Origin of the sequence: Kribbella sp. CA-245084 (assembly GCF_050942355.1) — a bacterium.
Lineage (GTDB): Bacteria > Actinomycetota > Actinomycetes > Propionibacteriales > Kribbellaceae > Kribbella.
In genome coordinates this window covers 782,011-798,548 of record NZ_CP192053.1, presented here as the reverse complement: position 1 = coordinate 798,548, position 16,538 = coordinate 782,011, and the positions used below count along the sequence as shown (strand labels likewise).

The following is a 16,538-nucleotide window of genomic DNA, read 5'->3' as shown; positions in this document are numbered from 1 at the left end:
GGAACAGTTGCACACGCCGACCGCCGAGGAGATCGCGCTCGCGTTTGGCTTGGGCGAACCTGACGGCGAGGTCGTGCATTTCAGGCGAGGCGGAACCGATACCTGGCGGCTTGACACCTCAAGCGGAAGCTATTTCGTCAAAGGGTACTTTCCGACGATCGGCAGTCAGTTCAACGGCGAGCAGCTGATCGACCAGTTGGCAGTCGCGATGGCGTTCGAGCGCGAGGCGCGTGCAGCTGGCATCGACATGCCAGAGCCGGTCATGCCGATCGATCCTGTTCTGGATTGTGTGACCCGCATCGAGGATCGGCTGTTTCGGGTTTACCGCTGGATCGACCACCGGCCGTACGACCGAGACGTCTCGACCTGGCTCGGGCGGACGATGGTGCAGGTCCATCAACTGCAGCCAGCCGGACCAGTTGGCCTGCCTGATTGGTGGCGGCCCGCAATCCAACCACCTGAGACCTGGCAGGACTGGTTCACAAAGGCCAGGGATCGCGACGTCTCCTGGGCGGGTCCGTGCACAGACAGCCTTCCGCACATCCTCTCGGCCACCGAACGCATCACCGAGCTGCTCGACGTCGCTCCAGACATCATCACAACGCACGGCGACTTCAAAACCCACAACATCGTCATGTCCGACTCCGGCCCCGTGCTCGTGGACTGGGACAGCGTGCGTACCGACAGCGCAGCGCTCGAGGCCGGACGGGTCGCGTACATCTTCGGCGCCGGCGATCCCGAGCAGATCAACAAGATCCTCACGGCGTACGTCGGAGCCGGCGGCGAACTCGGATGGGCCGGACCTGACCTCTTCCTGAGCGTGACCCGCAATCACATCCAGATCCTCGCCGAGCAGATCCGCGTCTCGGTCGGCGAGGACACAGCCGCTCGCTGGATGGGCGAGCCTGCCACGATCGACGCCGCCATCGCCGACCTACTGCGAGGCCTCCCCGACAAGCTCGACCACCTCCGCCAGCTCACCTCCAGCGTCGGCCTCGCTTAGCGCCGGCGCGGACTCAGTCTTGCTGGTCGGCTTCCGCGTCGTCCGTACGTCGGCGCCACACTCGGTCGGTGAGTCGGCTGGAGAGCTTGCCCGTCGTCGATTTGGCCAGGTCGAAGGTCTCGTTACCGAGGCGCCTGGCAGCGTCGACGCCATCCGCCCCCGCATCGAAAGCCTTGTCCCGCGCCTCCGTGGCCGCGTCCGTCCACCTTCTCGCTTCCAACGACTCCCGACCGCGCTCGATCCCGAGCCGCCCGTGGAACTCCACGACGTTCTGCGCGACCTGGTTGCTCGAGTCCACCACCTCCCGGGAGGAGGTCGGATGCAGCAGGACCTTCGTGTTCGCCGTACCGGCGGCGGCATCCATGCGGGCCATCAGGCGCTCAGTGCTCTTGGAGATGAGATCCAGCCGGTTGTTCCGTGCAGCGCGGAGGGCGAGGCGATGGTGGTCCAGTTCGTCCGGAGAGGCGTCCAGGACGCGGTCGAGTTCGAGGATGGCGATCGCGTCCTGTAGCTGGAAGCAGCGGGCCAGTACGGCGAGCCATTCCTCAACCTTGGCCTTGGCTTCCTTGGCCGTCTTGGCGAGCTCACCGATCTTGGACTCGCCCTCCAGCTTCTCCGCGAGTGCGTCGAGCTGACGCAGCGCGTACGCCTGAGTTGTCGCGATCGTCAGCGTGGTGGCCTGCACCTTCGACCACGTGACCTCGGAAACCCTGCCGACCTGCTCCCGGATGGTCATGGCCTCCCGCAGTACGAAATCCACGCCGATCAGGTCCGCGAACACAGAATCCTTCTGCGCACGGAGTACGTCGTCGACCTTCTTGTCGATCGTGGCGAGATAGTCGGTGATCTCATCCATCGCCTGCTGCATAGCAAGCTGCGCCATGATCCCCGCCGCCCCAGCCAGAACCGCCGGGTTGGTCAGCAGCGACCCCTTGGTGAATTCAACAAACCCTTTGATCTGGCCGTGATTCCCCTTCAACACACCAGTGCTGTAGCCCTTGGAGCTTCGCCTCAGCCCCAGCTTCTTGGCGAACTGCGCGGACTCCTTGGTCATCTTCACCCAACGACCCGAGTTCGCCGCAATCTCCGAACCCGCCTGTGCGGCAACAGCCCCGGCACTAAGAACAGATCCGAGCCGCGGCAGCCCAAGATCCTTCGATTGCAGCCCCTCAGAGACCAGAAAGCGCTCGACAACCGCCGGATCCCCGAGAACCGCCAACCCATCATCGTCACTGATCAGCTGAATCTCGTCATCCATCGGCCAACTCCTGAAATCTAGGCAGAAAACGCGGCCCATCGCAGTCCGAGGACAGCGAAGCCAAGGAGCGCAGCGACCTGAGGCTCGGCATCGACGCTCTTCCGCGATCGGGCCCCCGCTCCCCGCCCACGAAAACCTTCACGTGGCCCCCCACGTTGCCGTCAACACCCCGCCCTAACGGAGCCCTACCCCCTCGAAGCGCCCAGGCAACACCCCGAGCAACCCCGCTTCCCCCACATGCGACGAGCCAACTTCGCACATCGCGGTAAGCCTACGACAGACACCTAGGCCAGGTACGGCGAACCACCGAGTCGTGGGGATTCGCGGCGGCGCGGTCCGTCCAGTCGTGGATCCGGGCTGCCGAAAACCGCCGAAACTCACGACTCGGTCCACGGCCCGATCGCCAATCGCCACGACTCGGCGCAAGGACCGACTGCTCGCGGGGGTTAGTGCTGGCGGACTGGGAGGACGGCGGAGAGGAGTTGGCGGGTGTAGGGGGCTTGGGGGGCGCGGAAGAGGGCTTCGGTGGGGCTTTCCTCTACTACTTGGCCTTTGTTCATGACGGCTACGCGGTCGGCTAGGCGTTCTACTACGGCGAGGTTGTGGGAGATGAAGAGCATGGAGAGGCCTAGGCGGTTTCGCAGGTCGGTAAAGAGTTCGAGGATCTGGGCCTGGATTGAGACGTCCAGGGAGGAGGTCGGCTCGTCGCAGACCAGGAGTTCGGGCTCGAGGGCCAGGGCTCGGGCGATTGCGATTCGTTGTTGTTGGCCGCCGGAGAACTGGCGTGGATACAGCTCGGCGTTGTGGGTGTTGATGCCGACTAGGTCTAGGAGTTCTAGTGCGCGGGTACGGCGGGATGTCTTGTCGCCGCGGTCGTGCAGGCGGAGCGGCTCCATGACGTTGCCGATGGCGCTGAAGTGTGGGAGGAGCGAGCCGTACGGGTTCTGGAAGACCATCTGCATTCGCGGGCGCAGGATCCGTAGGTCGCGTGCTGGCAGCTGGCCGAGATCCTTTCCGTCGAATACGACCCGGCCCGACGTACACGGCTGCAACCCCATCATCAGCCGGGCCACCGTCGACTTCCCGCTGCCGCTCTCGCCGACCAGGCCGAGCGTCTCGCCACGATGCACCGTCAGCGAAACGTCGTCGACCGCGCGGACCTCACCCGCGCGCGTACGAAAGACCTTCGTGACCGACTCGGCCCGGACCAGCTCGTCACCCGTCGAGGCGCGGGCCACCTCATCAGCCGACGCGGTGTGAGCCAACTCGTCACGCGCCGAGGCGCGGGCCACCTCGTCAGCCGACAGGGTGTGAGCCAGTTCGTCACGCGTCGGGGCGGGGGCTAGTTCGTCAGGCATCGACGGTCACCTTCCAGCAGGCGGCGTCCCGGTCGGGGCCGATCGTCAGGATCTCCTGTTCGGTCTGGCATCGAGGCAGCTCGGCGCGCGGGCAGCGGGGATGGAACGCACACCCAACAGGACGCCGCGACAGATCCGGCGGACTACCAGGGATCGGCCGAAGCGCCAGCTCCCGCCCGCCGACCTCGACGCTCGACCCGAGCAGGCCCACGGTGTACGGATGCCGCGGATCGTCAAGCAGCGAAGCCATCGGCGCCCGCTCGACCACACGCCCGGCGTACATCACGACAGCGTCGTCGCAGAAGTAGCGCGCCACACCAAGGTCGTGCGTGATCATGATGACGCCAGTGCCACGATCCTTCAGCCCCTTCAAAAGATCCAGGATCTGACGCTGAACAGTGACGTCGACAGCGGTCGTCGGCTCGTCGGCGATCAGTAGGTCCGGCTCGGTCACCATCGCCATCGCGATCATCGCCCGCTGCCGCATCCCGCCGGACAGCTGGAACGGGTACGTCCGGATCCGCTTCTCCGGATCAGGGATCCCGACATCACCAAGCGCCCGCACCGCCCGCTTCCGAGCCTCAGACTTGTTGCAAATACCGTGCCAGATCAGATGTTCGGTCAGCTGGCGTTCCAAAGTCAGCGTCGGATTCATCGCCTCCATCGCGCTCTGGAAGACCATCGCAATCTCGCGCCCGCGGACGCGACGTAGTTCCTTGTCGCCGATTGCCAGCAGGTCGCGGCCGCCGAAGTACGCGTGGCCGCTGGTGATCCGCGCGGTTCGCGGCAGGATCCCCATCACGCTGCGCATCGTCACGCTCTTGCCGCTGCCGCTCTCGCCGACGATCGCGAGCGCCTGCCCACGCCGTACGTCGAACGACACCCCATCGACCGCGGTCAACGAACCGCCGAACGTCGTACGCAGGTCGCGCACCGACAGCAAAGCCTCGTCGTTCATCGCTGCTCCCCGCTCGGGTCGAAGGCATCCCGTACGCCGTCACCGATCCACGTGAACGCCAACAGGGTCAAGGCGAACAGCACCGCCGGGGCAACCAGCATGTGCGGCGCCGCCAGCAGGTACCGACTGCCCTCGCTGATCATCGCGCCCCACGACGGCGTCGGCGGCTGGACACCGAGACCGAGCAGAGCCAGACCGGCCTCGGCGGCGATCGCGGCGGGGATCGCGAAACTGGTGGTGACCAGGATCGGTCCGATCGCGTTCGGCAGGATGTACCGGATCGCGATCGTGCTGCCCTTCGCACCCATCGACCTCGCCGCCTCGACGTACTCGCGTTCCTTGATCGTCATCACCTGCGCCCGGACCAGCCGGGCCTGAGTGACCCACGACGCGATCCCGATCGCGACCACCAGCGCGAAGATGCTGCGACCGAGCACCGTCACCATCACCACCGCGAACAGGTAGCTCGGGAACGCGTACATGACGTCGGTGAATGCCATCAGCAACGACTCGACCCGGCCGCCGAGATACCCAGCGAGCAGCCCGATCGCCAACGCCAGCACAAGGGCCGTCAACTCCGCGCCGAAGGCAACGGTCAACGCAGTCTGCAAACCGTAGATCAGCCGGCTCAGAATGTCCCGCCCGAGCAGATCAGTGCCGAGCAGATGCCCTTCGGACAAAGGGCCGGCCAGCTTGTGCTGGATGTCGGTCTCTTCATAGCCGTACGGCGCGATCAGCGGCGCCGCGATCGCGGTGATGATCAGCAGCGAACAGAAGATCAGACTGCCGAACGCCAACCGATGCTTGCGAAACCGCGACCACGCCCGAGCCAACGGCCCACGCGCGGCGCGCGAGGACTCGCCGGCGACGGTTGAGATGCCCTCAGTGGCCGTCATCGGACACACCTCCCACGGTGCGGATTCGGGGATCGAGGAAGCGATAGATCAGGTCCACGGCCAGGTTCGTCACCATCAGGATCAGCGCGAAGAACAACGCCGTACCCATGAGCAGCGGCATGTCCCGGCTCGCCGCCGCGTTCGCGAAGTACAACCCGAGGCCGGGGATCCGCAGCAGCGCCTCGACAAAGACAGTTCCCGTCATCAGCGCTGCCAGAAGCGGACCAGCCACTGTGACCAACGGGATCAACGAGTTGCGCAACGCATGACGGACGATGACCGTACGCCGCGGGCCGCCCTTGGCAATCGCAGCCGTGACGTACTCCTCACGCAACGTCTCCAACATGCTCGACCGCACATACCGCGCCAACACGGCCGCCGGCCCGAGACTCAAAGCAAGCACCGGAAGAATCAGATCTTTCGGACCGTTCCAACCACCGGAAGGCAACAACTTCAAGGTTGCCGAGAACAACAAGATCATGAACGCCGCACTCAGATAACTGGGCAAGGCGTGCCCGAGCGTGACCACGAACATCGTCCCGTGATCGGTCTTGCTGTTCTGCCGCAACGCCGCGAACACCCCGACCGGTACGGCGATCAGCAGCGCGAGCAGGACCGCGAGCAACGCCAACGTGGCCGACACCGGGAACGCCTCCGCGATGATGTCCTGCACATTCCGGCTCGCGTACTTGTACGACGGCCCGAAGTCCCAGACGACCGCGCCCTTCATGAAGATCAGGTACTGCTTCCAGACGGGTACGTCGGCGCCGTACCGGGTCTCGAGCTCGCCGACCATCGACTCGGTGCCGACGCCGCCGAAGTTCGTCGCGCCGCTGTTCACCCGCTGCAGGTCGGCGAAGTTGCCGGGGGCAAGTTGTAGCAGCGTGAAGGTCAGGATCGATACCGCGATCAAGGACAGGACCAACCGCACCAGCCGCTTGCCGATGTAGGTGGCGAGCCCCACGGTCAGCTCCCTACGCTCAGCGGCTTGAGGTAGAAGTAGTCCGGGTACGCGCGCAACTGCAGACCGTGCACCTTCGGTTTGACCGCGTGGAACAGGCTCAACCAGAGCACCGGCAGGTACAGGTACTGCTCCTCGCGCAGCTTCGCGGCCTGCTTGTACAGGTCCATCCGCTTCGCGTCGTCCGGCTCGACATTGGCCTTGTCGACCAGCGCACCGATCTCCCGCGCGGGAGCCGTCGCGTGCTCGGCCAGCACGGCGTTGAGCTGTGCGGTCTTGTCCGCCGGCTTCAGGTTCTTGTTGTCCTGCAACGCCTGGTACTTCTGCCACTGATCGCTCGGCAGGCTGATCTCCTGCACGTTCTTCGGCGACCAGAGCGACCCGACCATCGTCGGCCACGTCGGCAGCCCGGCGAACGTGCCGTAGTAGAAGCCGATGTAGTTGCCCTTCTGGACCTGCCAGCGCCGCTCGGTGTACACACCGGCCTCGACGTGGTCGACGCTCGCCTTGATGCCGAGCTGCTTGGTCCAGCTGTCCACGATCGCGTCGGCGAGCGTGGTGTCCGGTACGCCGACCAGGAGCCGCACCGGCGGCAGACCCTGACCGTTCGGGTAGCCGGCCTCGGCGAGCAGCCGCTTCGCCTCGGCAGCGTCGTCCTTGATCCCGATGCTCTCGTCCCAGCCGGCGGTCCGGCTCGTCACCAGCGAAACCCCCGGCTCCTGACCGGGCTGCACACCGGCCAGCGTCTTGCGGTCGAGCGCGAGCGACAACGCCTTGCGGACCCGGACGTCCTCCATCGCCTTGTGCTGGCTACGCAGCTTCGCCAGGTAGAGAATGCTGTAGTTCTCGGTCTGCTCGAGCTGCTTCGACAGGTCCGCGTCCTTCTGGAACCGCAGTACGTCGGGGCCGGCGAGCTGGACCAGGTCCGTCTCGCCGTTCTCGTACGGCACGGTCGCGGTCGCCGCCGCGCTCGGCTCGACCAGGTTGACCTGGATCCGGTTCACCTTGACGTTGTCGCGGTCCCAGTACTTCTCGTTCGGCACCAGGATCAGCCGCGAGTTCGCCACCCACTCGGTCACCGTGTACGGGCCGTTGGACACGTAGTTCGGCGGGTTCTGCCAGTCCTTCGGCTTGCCCTCGACCAGATCCATCGGCAGCGGCAGCATCGCCGGATGGGTGAGCGCGAGCAGGAAGTCCGGGTTCGGGTTCGAGAGCGTGAGGACCAACTCATGGTCCCCGTTCGCCTTCACGCCGACCTTCGACCAGTCGGTCAGGACGCCGGACAGGAAGTCCTGCGCGCCCTTGATCCCGGTCGCGGTCTGGTAGCTGTTGGCACCGAGTGTCGTGCCGCCGGCCGAGCCGCCGGCCGGGGTGAACAGCCGCTTGTAGGTCCGCTCGAAGTCCTTGGCGACGACCGGCTTGCCGTCGGACCACTGAGCGTTGTCCCGGAGGGTGAACGTGTAGGTCAGGTGGTCGTCGGAGACCTTCCACTCGGACGCGACGGCCGGCTGGACGTTGTCGCCCTTCTCCGTCTGGGTGACCAGGCCCTCGGAGATCCCACGGCTGAGGATCCACATGCCGTTGGTGATCACCTGGGGGTCGAGCACCTCGACCGGGACGTAGTCGATCTTCAGCGTCGACTGGCCGTTGGCGGCCTTGTCGTTGTCGTCGCCGAACAGTCCGCAGCCGGTCAGCGACCAGCTGCCGCCGAGTGCGGCGATGGTCAGACCAGACAGTCGCAGGAAGTCGCGCCGGGTCTGACCGACCGGCGGCACCGAGCTAGACCACACAGGCTTGGGCAAGGGAGTGCCGCCTTTCTGGCGTCCGGAACTCGACTTATGGTCGCGACCGTAGGGCCGTCAGAGCGTCGATGTCAACGCTTTACGGCCATTACCGAAAAGATCGCGACCAGCGATCCCGAAAGGCGGCAGAGCTCCTTGTCAGCTGAAGCGTTCGTACGCCGGAAGCGTCAGGAAGTCGGTGTACTCGTCGGCGAGGGCCACCTCGAGGAACAGCGAGCGGGCGGCGGCGTAGCGGTCGGGGTTGCCGAGCCTGTCGATCTCTTCGTCCGCGATCCGTTCGACCAGATCCGTGGTTACGGTCTCGCCGGTGTCGAGGACGACCTGGTTGCGGCGCCACTGCCAGATCTGCGAGCGGGAGATCTCCGCGGTGGCGGCGTCCTCCATCAGGTTGAAGATGCCGACGGCACCGGTGCCCTCGAGCCAGGCGGCCAGATACTGCACGGCGACGCTGACGTTGTTGCGCAGGCCGGCCTCGGTGACCTCACCGGGCGTGGAGGCGACGTCCAGCAGTTGATCGGCTGTCACCGCAACGTCCTCGCGGAGCTTGTCGACCTGGTTCGGCTTGTCGCCCAGCACCGAGTCGAACACGGTCCGGCAGGTCTCGACCATGCCGGGGTGCGCGACCCACGAGCCGTCGAAGCCGTCGCCGGCCTCGCGGGTCTTGTCGGCCTCGACCTTCGCGAACGCCTGCTCGTTGACCGCCGGGTCCTTGCTCGGGATGAACGCCGCCATCCCGCCGATCGCGTGCGCCCCGCGCTTGTGGCACGTCCGCACCAGGAGCTCGGTGTACGCGCGCATGAACGGCACGGTCATCGTCACGCTGTTCCGGTCCGGCAGCTGGAAGTCCGTGCCGCGGGTCCGGTGCGTCTTGATCACGCTGAACATGTAGTCCCAGCGTCCGGCGTTCAGCCCGGCGGAGTGGTCCCGCAGTTCGTACAGGATCTCTTCCATCTCGAACGCGGCCGGGTACGTCTCGATCAGCACGGTCGCCCGGATCGTCCCGCGCGGGATCCCGATCGTGTCCTGTGCCGTCGCGAACACGTCGTTCCACAGCCGTGCCTCGAGGTGCGACTCCATCTTCGGCAGGTAGAAGTACGGTCCTTGTCCGCGGGCGATCTGCAGCTCCGCGCACGCGGCGAAGTACAGCGCGAAGTCGACCAGCGAACCGCTGACCGGCTCACCGTCGACCTGGATGTGCTTCTCCGGCAGGTGCCAGCCCCGGGGCCGTACGACGATCGTCGCGAGCTCCTCGTCCGGCTTCAGCGCGTAGCTCTTCGCGTCGGTGCTGAAGTCGATGCGCCGGGTGATTGCGTCGAACAGGTTGAGCTGGCCGCCGACCACGTTCTCCCAGGTGGGCGTGTTCGCGTCCTCCTGGTCGGCCAGCCAGACCTTGGCGCCGGAGTTCAGCGCGTTGATCGTCATCTTGCGGTCGGTCGGGCCGGTGATCTCCACCCGCCGGTCGATCAGGCCCGGAGCGGCGGGCGCGACCCGCCACTCCGGGTCGTCCCGGACGTCCTTCGTCTCCGGCAGGAACCCCAGCGACGCCCCGGCCGCGATCTCCGCGACCCGCTGCTCGCGGCGCTCCAGCAGCTCTTTCCGCCGCCCGTCGTACGTGCGGTGCAACGTCTCGATGAGTCCGAGCGCACGCTCGGTGAGAATCTCGTCGTACCGCTCGTTCATCGGGCCGGTGACGTCGATGGACACGTGTCGCTCCCTTAGCTCAGTACTACGACTTCGTGATCGGTGATCCGGTCTACCTCGACCGTAATCCAGCCGTCCTGCTCCTTCACTTCTACCTCATCACCCGAGACGAGGAGTCGCGCACTCGACCCGGTCACCCTGAGCGACACCGTGAACGGGCCAGCAGGCGTGAACTCCTCCAGACGACCGCGCCAGGCGCCGCCCTGATCAAGGTTGACCAGGTGCAGGATGTGCCGGTCACCCTGCTTGTAGAGCTGACAATCCAGTACGCCGGCGCCGTCCACGCGCAGCGGGATGCCGTCGTGCCGGACCAGGTTCGCGAGCACCTTCCCGTGATCCGGGTGGTGATGCTTCGCGTACTGCCGATCGAGATCCGCCGCCAAGTACGCCGTACGCTCGCCGAGGACCAGAGCCGGGGTATCGCTCCGCGGCTCCTCCATCCACGATTTCTCCGGCGGATAGATCGGGAACGGCGGAATCCAGGTCAGCGCCGGCTTGTCGGCCTCCACCACCTCCAACTGCCCGCCGAACGGCAGTACGTCGGTGTCGCCGTCGAAAACCGATCGGTCCTCGATCCGCAGGTAGCTGTGACTGTCGTAGTTCTCCCAGTCGGTCACCGTCCCGTCGCCCAGCCGCTTGCCCGCGTGCCGGACCCCCAGCAGGTCGCCCAACGCCCAGTCATCCCGGCGATCGCCCCACTCGTCGTAGAGCCCCGACTCCCCGGTCACGACCAGACGGCCGCTATAGGCCTGCAGCTGCGTGATCTGCTCGTCGGTCAGCACGCCCACGTTGGGCACGACTATGACCTGGAAGCGTTCATCTACTTCACTTGTCGGCAAGTACGGGATACGCGCACGAACGAGCGCATCCACCCACCCACGGTAGGGCAGTTGGCTCACCTCCTCAGCCGAGTCCTTCCCGTGGAAGTCCACGCTGCGCTGACTCCACAACAGCCCGACAGTGGCCACCGGCTCCCGATCGACGAGAAACTCCTCGTTGGCCTCATGCCATTCGAAGAGCGGCTGCGCCGTCGCATACTGCCGCCGGTCGTCATGCACCGACCCGATGTGGTGCCACCACGGCTGGATCCCGCCGGCCCATCCCTCGATCGCCCACATCCGCGCCTCGGGCTCAGGCTTACTCCCGAGCCGGAACGTCGGTACGCCGGCGTCGTACATCGCCGTGCTCTCCGGGATCAGCGTGTCCCAACCGAGCAGCCCGTGCAGGCGCTTGCCGGAGTCCGCGTTCGCCTGGAACCCGGACTCCTCGTGCCGCCACTGCGAGTCCAGCATGAAGATCGACGCCCGCTTGCAGATCTCGACGTCGTCGCGCAGCCTCTTGCTCTGGGCAACGACCTCGCCCCCGTTCATCCCGATCCACAAACAATCCGGACCGCCCGCGCGCCGCGTCACCTCGTTGTTCAGGTCCCACACCGCGAGCCGCTGGTCGTAACTCCAGCGGATCCACTGCCGGTAGACCGGATCGGCCCAGTCCGGTGACGCCGGGAGGTCCTGCCCGAAGGTGTCGCGGCAGTTCGGGCAGTAGCAGATCGAGTCCCGTCCGAGGCCGCTCCAGCTGTTGTCGGTCAGCCCGTCCGGTTCAGTGCGTTCAATGATTTCCTCGAGGATCCCGGTCAGAAAGTCCTTGTAGTACGGCCCGGTCACGCAGGCGACGTACAGCTCCCCGGCCCGATAAGGGTTGCCGTCGGCATCGATCGCGAACCAGTCCGGATGCGCGTCGTACAACGGCTGGTGCGCCCGGTTCGAGTCCATCCGGGCCAGCACCGTCAGCCCGTCCTCCTGCGCGAGCTTGGCGATCTCGCCGTACAGATCGCGGTCACCGAGGTGCTCAGCGCGGTGCTGCAGCTCGAACTTGCTCGGGTAGTACGCGACGATCCCGCCGGCGTTGACGATCACCCCTTGCACCTTGGTACGACGCCAGTGCTCCCGCCACCACTCGGCGTCGTACCGGGCCGGGTCCTTCTCGGTGAGATTCGTCTGCGCCCACCTCAAAGTCCTTTGATACCAAGGCTTCACTTCAGACTCCGGACCGCATCGCCGGCACCGGACAGGTTCTCGAGCAGCATCTCGGAGTACTTGCGACTGAGTACGACGCCTTCCGCGCCGCCTTCGAACGCGGCCAGCGTCGCGTCCCGCACGGACTCGCGCGTGCAGGCGGTCAGTTCGCCCTCGTTGTCGTCCCAGTTGATCTTCGTGCCGACGTCACGCGGCTTCTCCAGCCCGCGCTGCTTCGCGACGCCGACCGGGATGTCGATGTCGATCCCCGGGTAGATCGCGCTCTGCCCGCCGACACCGGCGACGGCCCGCTCGGTCTCCCGGCGTACGTAGTCCGCGGTGAAGCCCGTCTGCGGCAGCTTCTCGTACGAGCCCTCGTCGAGTTGCAGCAGCTTCATCATCAGCGGGTACACGTCCTCGGGCTCCGCGTCGGCGAACAACGCACCGCAGATGCTCTTCACCCAGGTGAAGAACCGCGGGCCGGCGCAGTTGTTGTAGATGACGACCTTGATGAAGTCCGAGAACTTCGCCATCTCCGTGTAGTCCTGGTCCGCCCGGTAGAACGGGCTGAACGAGATGTTGTGGTAGACGTGCCAGCCGACCTGTACCTCGGGCGAGATCGCCTTGGTGACGCCGTAGATGTCGCGGTACAGCTGTCGCTGGCTCTCGGTCCACAATGTCTGCCAGGACAGTACTTCGGGGAAGTTGAGCAGGGTCCGCCAGAACGTCACGAACGCGCCGTCCACCGGACGCTCACCCGCGCCGACCCGCTGGTTCCACTCGACCAGCTCGCGGTATCCGCGCATCGCCCGGTCGACGTCGATGCCTCGCTCGCGGGCGATCTGCTTGCAGTGCGTGCAGAAGCAGCCGATCTCGGACACGTCGACCGTGCCTTGCATCAGCATGTTCAGCGGACCGGGCCGCTCCGAGCACCAGGCCAGGCCGTCGAGCTCGTAGCTCTGGACGTAGTCCTCGACGAACCCGAGGTGCCAGTTGCGGTAGTCCGGGTTGTTGAAGCACGGCCGCCGTCCCGGGCGTCCCCAGGCGTCGACCTCGAGCACCTTGGCGAAGTTCGGGTACGTCCGCAGTTCGCGCGCGCCGCCGCTCTCCTCCATCCAGGCGAACGACTTGATGCCTCGCTCGCGGGCCTTCGGGATCACCTCGCCGAGTAGGTCCAGCTCAGGGTGTTCGGGTGCGCGGCCGACGTCGCCGAGCACGGTGTTTCCGTAGTACTGCGGGTGCGGGGTCGCGTAGTTCCCGCCGACCCAGCCGAGGTCGTACTCCTGGGCGCCGTGGTCGGGAATCGGGTGGCCGGGGATCTGCCGGCCGCCGGTTCCGCGGGTCCAGGTCGGTGTGGCCAGGAACAGCGCGTTGACCGCGCCGCGCTCGGCCAGGATGTCGAGTGTCTGGTCGACGCCTTCGTCGACGAACGAGATGGCTCCGATCTGCATGGCAACGACCCGATCGGGCACGATGCTCACCCCTTCATTCCTGTCATCGTGATGCCTTGGATGAAATAGCGCTGGGCGAAAAGGAAGACGGCGATGACCGGTACGACGGAGATCGTCGCGCCTGCCATCAGCAGACTGATCTTGGTGAAGTACTCGCCCTGGAACTGGGCGAGCGCCACCGGCAACGTCTGCAGGTTCTCGGACGTGATGTAGATCAACGGACCGAACAGGTCGTTCCACGATTCGAGGAACGTGAAGACCCCGATCGCGGCGAGCGCCGGTTTGGTCTGCGGCAGCATGATCCGCCAATAGATCCCGAACGTGGACGCACCGTCGATCTTGCCGGCGTCCTCGAGTTCGTTCGGAATGGTCAGGAACGACTGCCGCATGAGGAAGGTCGCGAACACCGGTGTGAGCACCTTCGGCACCCACAGCGGGTACTGCGTGTCCACCCAGCCGATGTGCTGGAAGACGATGTACTGCGGGATCAGGTACGCGATGCCCGGGATGATCGACGTGGCGAGCAGCACCATGAACGCGATGTCGCGGCCGGCGAACCTGAGTCGTGCGAAGGCGTAGCCGGCCATCGAGGCGACGATCAGGATGCCGACCACGTTGAAGGCTGCGAGCTTGACGCTGTTCCACAGGAACACCGGGATCAGGTCGAACACCTCGCCGTAGTTGCTCCACTGCGTGTCCGTGGGCAGGAATTTCGGCGGCGAGCTGAGCACCTTCGCCTCGGGCCGCAGTGACGCACTGATCATCCAGACCAGCGGCGCCAGGAACGCGGCCGCGAACAACGTCATCACGACGTACTGCGAAGTCTTTCCGACGATTCTCATGAGTAGAACACCCACCTCTTCTGCAGCTTCCACTGCAGGAAGGTGACGGCCGCGATCACCACGAACAGGATCCACGCCATCGCCGAGGCGTAGCCGACCTTCCCGTAGCTGAACGCGTTCTGATAGATGTTGTAGATGTAGACGCTGGTGGCGTGGCCGGGCCCGCCCTTGGTCATCACGTAGATCAGGCCGAACACCTGGAACGACGAGATGAACTGCGTAATCAGCAGGAACAAGAAGTGCGGCGTCAGCAGCGGCAACGTGATGAACCGCAACCGCTGCCACGCTCCGGCGCCGTCGATCTTGGCGGACTCGAAGAACTCGTTCGGCAAGCCCTGCAGACCCGCGAGCAGGATGATCATCGGGTAGCCGATGCCCTGCCAGACGCTGACCATGATCACGGCCGGCATCGCCCAGCTCGAGCTCGACAGCCATTGCGGGCCGTTGATCCCGAGCTGGCTGAGCAAGCCGTTGATCACGCCGTTGTCCGGCTGGAAGAACCAGAACCAGACGAACCCGATCGCCACGACGTTCGTCACGTACGGCGCGAAGTACGCCGTCCGGAAGAACGCGACGCCGCGGATCGGACGAGCGCACAGCAAGGCCAGGATCAGCCCGATGCCGATCGTCAGCGGAATGCTCGCCAGCGTGAAGTAGACGGTGTTCTTGAACGTCTGCAGGAACAACGGGTCGTCGGTGAACATCTCGGTGAAGTTCTTCAGCCCGACGAACTTCGGTGGGGAGATGCCGTTCCAGTCGGTCAGCGACGCGACGATCGAGACCAGGATCGGGAAGAACTGGAACGCCACCACCCCGACCACGATCGGGCTGATGAACAGCCAGCCGGTGAGATTCTGTTTGCGGCGGGCCCGGCGTACGTCGTTGACCTGGACCGCGGTCTTGTCGCGCTCCATCGTGATGGTTGCCATCGACATCAACCCTTCAAGGCGTTCTCCACCTGTGATTTGACGCCTTGGAGAACGTCGGCGACCGGCTTCTCGCAGTTGTACGCCGTGTCCAGCGCGGGCCGGTACAGCTCGCGGGCGCCGATGGTGTTCTTGGTCTGGTTGGTCGCGGTCAGGTGCTTCGCAGCCTCGGCGAACAGTCCGATATGCGCAGGCGCCTTCCCGTTCGGCGCCAGCTCGGCCGCCGCCTTGAGGTTGATCGGCGTGAATGCGCCGCCCTGGAGCAGGATCTTGCCGCCGTCTTCACTGGCGAGGTACTTCAGCAGATCCCACGCCGCATCGGGGTTCTTGGCCTTCTTCGGGATGCAGAACACGATCACGCTGGACTCGGTCTTCTGCTCCACGTCACCAGGCGGCGGAGCGACGTCCCAGGTGAAGTCCTTCACCGTCTGCCGCATGTACGGCACCGTGCCGAAGGTCGCGAACATCATCGCGATCTTGCCCTGGGCAAACATCTGGTTCTGGATGCTGTCCTGCTGCAGCGCGGACCACGGCGGTTGCACCTTTTCCTTGCACGTCAGGTCGGTCGCCCACTGCAGCGCCTCGGACTCCTTCGAGTCCGACAGTGTGAACTGCGTGCCATCCTTGGAGAAGATGCCCGTCTGGCTGCCATGGTTGACCGTGAACGTCTGCTCGTAGCCGGTGTCCAGGTAGACCAGCGCGCCGTACTGCTTCTTCGCCGGGTCGGTGAGCTTCTTGGCCCTGTCCTCGAAGTCGGACCAGGTCCAGCCGTCGTCCGACCACGTTGTCGGCGGCAGCGGTACGCCGGCCTGCTTGAACAGATCGGCGTTGTAGAAGATCAGCCGCGGCTCATAGCCCAGGACCCACGCGGTGTGCGAACCGTCGGGCTGCTGCGGGAAGTCGAACGTCTCCTTGGCGAACTGCGACGTGTCGAGCTTGTCCTTGTCGATGTACGGCTTCAGGTCCAGCAGCGCTCCCTGCGAGGAGAAGCCGCGGACGAAGTCGTCGTTGATCCGCATCACGTCCGGCGGACTGCCGCCCGCGATCAGCGTGCGCATCTTGGTGTCGTATTCCTGGGTGACAGCGGGCTGGATGGTGACCTTGGTGCCCGATTCCTTCTCGAACGCCTGGATCGCCTGCTCCAGCGGGTTGCCCTTGACCTGCTCCCAGTTGAGGAAGGTGAGGCTCTTGCCCCCACTTCCACCTGCGTTGCCGTTGCCACCACAGCCGGCCACTACTCCGGCGGCCGTGAGTCCCGTCAGTCCGGCGAGAAACCTGCGGCGGCTCAGGTTGGAGAGTTGTGTCTGCACCGGAATCTCCCATCCACTTCGGGATGAATACGTATACAATGAATACGTATACACACT

The 16,538-nt window shown here is 65.4% G+C and carries 13 protein-coding genes; 1 reads left to right on the top strand and 12 read right to left on the bottom strand.

Features of this window, described 5'->3' with window-relative positions:
• The first annotated feature begins 7 nt into the window (after nt 1-7).
• Nucleotides 8-1,003 (top strand): phosphotransferase, encoded by a 996-nt coding sequence (locus ACQPYH_RS03995; protein WP_432886685.1) that lies wholly within the window; start codon nt 8-10, stop codon nt 1,001-1,003.
• A gap of 13 nt (nt 1,004-1,016) precedes the next feature.
• Here the strand turns inward: ACQPYH_RS03995 and ACQPYH_RS03990 are convergent, their stop codons facing one another.
• From ACQPYH_RS03990 to ACQPYH_RS03935, 12 genes are all read right to left on the bottom strand, one after another.
• The gene (locus ACQPYH_RS03990) at nt 1,017-2,261 is read right to left on the bottom strand and encodes a hypothetical protein (RefSeq protein ID WP_432886682.1); all 1,245 of its coding nucleotides are present in this window, start codon (nt 2,259-2,261) and stop codon (nt 1,017-1,019) included.
• A 446-nt stretch (nt 2,262-2,707) separates the two neighbouring features.
• A complete protein-coding gene (locus ACQPYH_RS03985; RefSeq protein WP_432886679.1) occupies nt 2,708-3,619 on the bottom strand; it encodes an ATP-binding cassette domain-containing protein in 912 nt (303 codons plus the stop codon).
• Nucleotides 3,612-4,577, bottom strand: coding sequence for an ABC transporter ATP-binding protein (locus ACQPYH_RS03980; protein ID WP_432886676.1), 966 nt, complete (start codon nt 4,575-4,577; stop codon nt 3,612-3,614). Before ACQPYH_RS03980 ends, ACQPYH_RS03985 begins: the two co-directional genes overlap by 8 nt.
• The gene (locus ACQPYH_RS03975; RefSeq protein WP_432886673.1) at nt 4,574-5,473 is read right to left on the bottom strand and encodes an ABC transporter permease; all 900 of its coding nucleotides are present in this window, start codon (nt 5,471-5,473) and stop codon (nt 4,574-4,576) included. The genes ACQPYH_RS03980 and ACQPYH_RS03975 overlap by 4 nt, the downstream gene beginning before the upstream one ends.
• Nucleotides 5,460-6,437 (bottom strand): ABC transporter permease, encoded by a 978-nt coding sequence (locus tag ACQPYH_RS03970; RefSeq protein WP_432886670.1) that lies wholly within the window; start codon nt 6,435-6,437, stop codon nt 5,460-5,462. Before ACQPYH_RS03970 ends, ACQPYH_RS03975 begins: the two co-directional genes overlap by 14 nt.
• A gap of 2 nt (nt 6,438-6,439) precedes the next feature.
• Nucleotides 6,440-8,209 carry a peptide ABC transporter substrate-binding protein gene (locus ACQPYH_RS03965; protein ID WP_432886667.1) on the bottom strand — a complete coding sequence of 590 codons (1,770 nt, stop codon included), beginning with the start codon at nt 8,207-8,209 and terminating at the stop codon, nt 6,440-6,442.
• 165 nt (nt 8,210-8,374) lie between these two features.
• A complete protein-coding gene (gene aceB, locus ACQPYH_RS03960) occupies nt 8,375-9,940 on the bottom strand; it encodes a malate synthase A (RefSeq protein ID WP_432886664.1) in 1,566 nt (521 codons plus the stop codon).
• Between the two features lie 11 nt (nt 9,941-9,951).
• Nucleotides 9,952-11,949, bottom strand: a complete 1,998-nt coding sequence (locus ACQPYH_RS03955; RefSeq protein WP_432886661.1) for an alpha-amylase family protein — start codon at nt 11,947-11,949, stop codon at nt 9,952-9,954.
• Nucleotides 11,950-11,969: 20 nt separating this feature from the next.
• Nucleotides 11,970-13,433, bottom strand: coding sequence for a hypothetical protein (locus tag ACQPYH_RS03950; protein ID WP_432886658.1), 1,464 nt, complete (start codon nt 13,431-13,433; stop codon nt 11,970-11,972).
• Complete coding sequence (locus ACQPYH_RS03945) at nt 13,430-14,245, bottom strand: carbohydrate ABC transporter permease (protein ID WP_432886655.1); 816 nt, start codon at nt 14,243-14,245, stop codon at nt 13,430-13,432. Before ACQPYH_RS03945 ends, ACQPYH_RS03950 begins: the two co-directional genes overlap by 4 nt.
• Nucleotides 14,242-15,174, bottom strand: coding sequence for a carbohydrate ABC transporter permease (locus tag ACQPYH_RS03940; RefSeq protein WP_432886652.1), 933 nt, complete (start codon nt 15,172-15,174; stop codon nt 14,242-14,244). Before ACQPYH_RS03940 ends, ACQPYH_RS03945 begins: the two co-directional genes overlap by 4 nt.
• A gap of 5 nt (nt 15,175-15,179) precedes the next feature.
• Nucleotides 15,180-16,481 carry an ABC transporter substrate-binding protein gene (locus tag ACQPYH_RS03935; protein ID WP_432886649.1) on the bottom strand — a complete coding sequence of 434 codons (1,302 nt, stop codon included), beginning with the start codon at nt 16,479-16,481 and terminating at the stop codon, nt 15,180-15,182.
• Nucleotides 16,482-16,538: the final 57 nt, after the last annotated feature.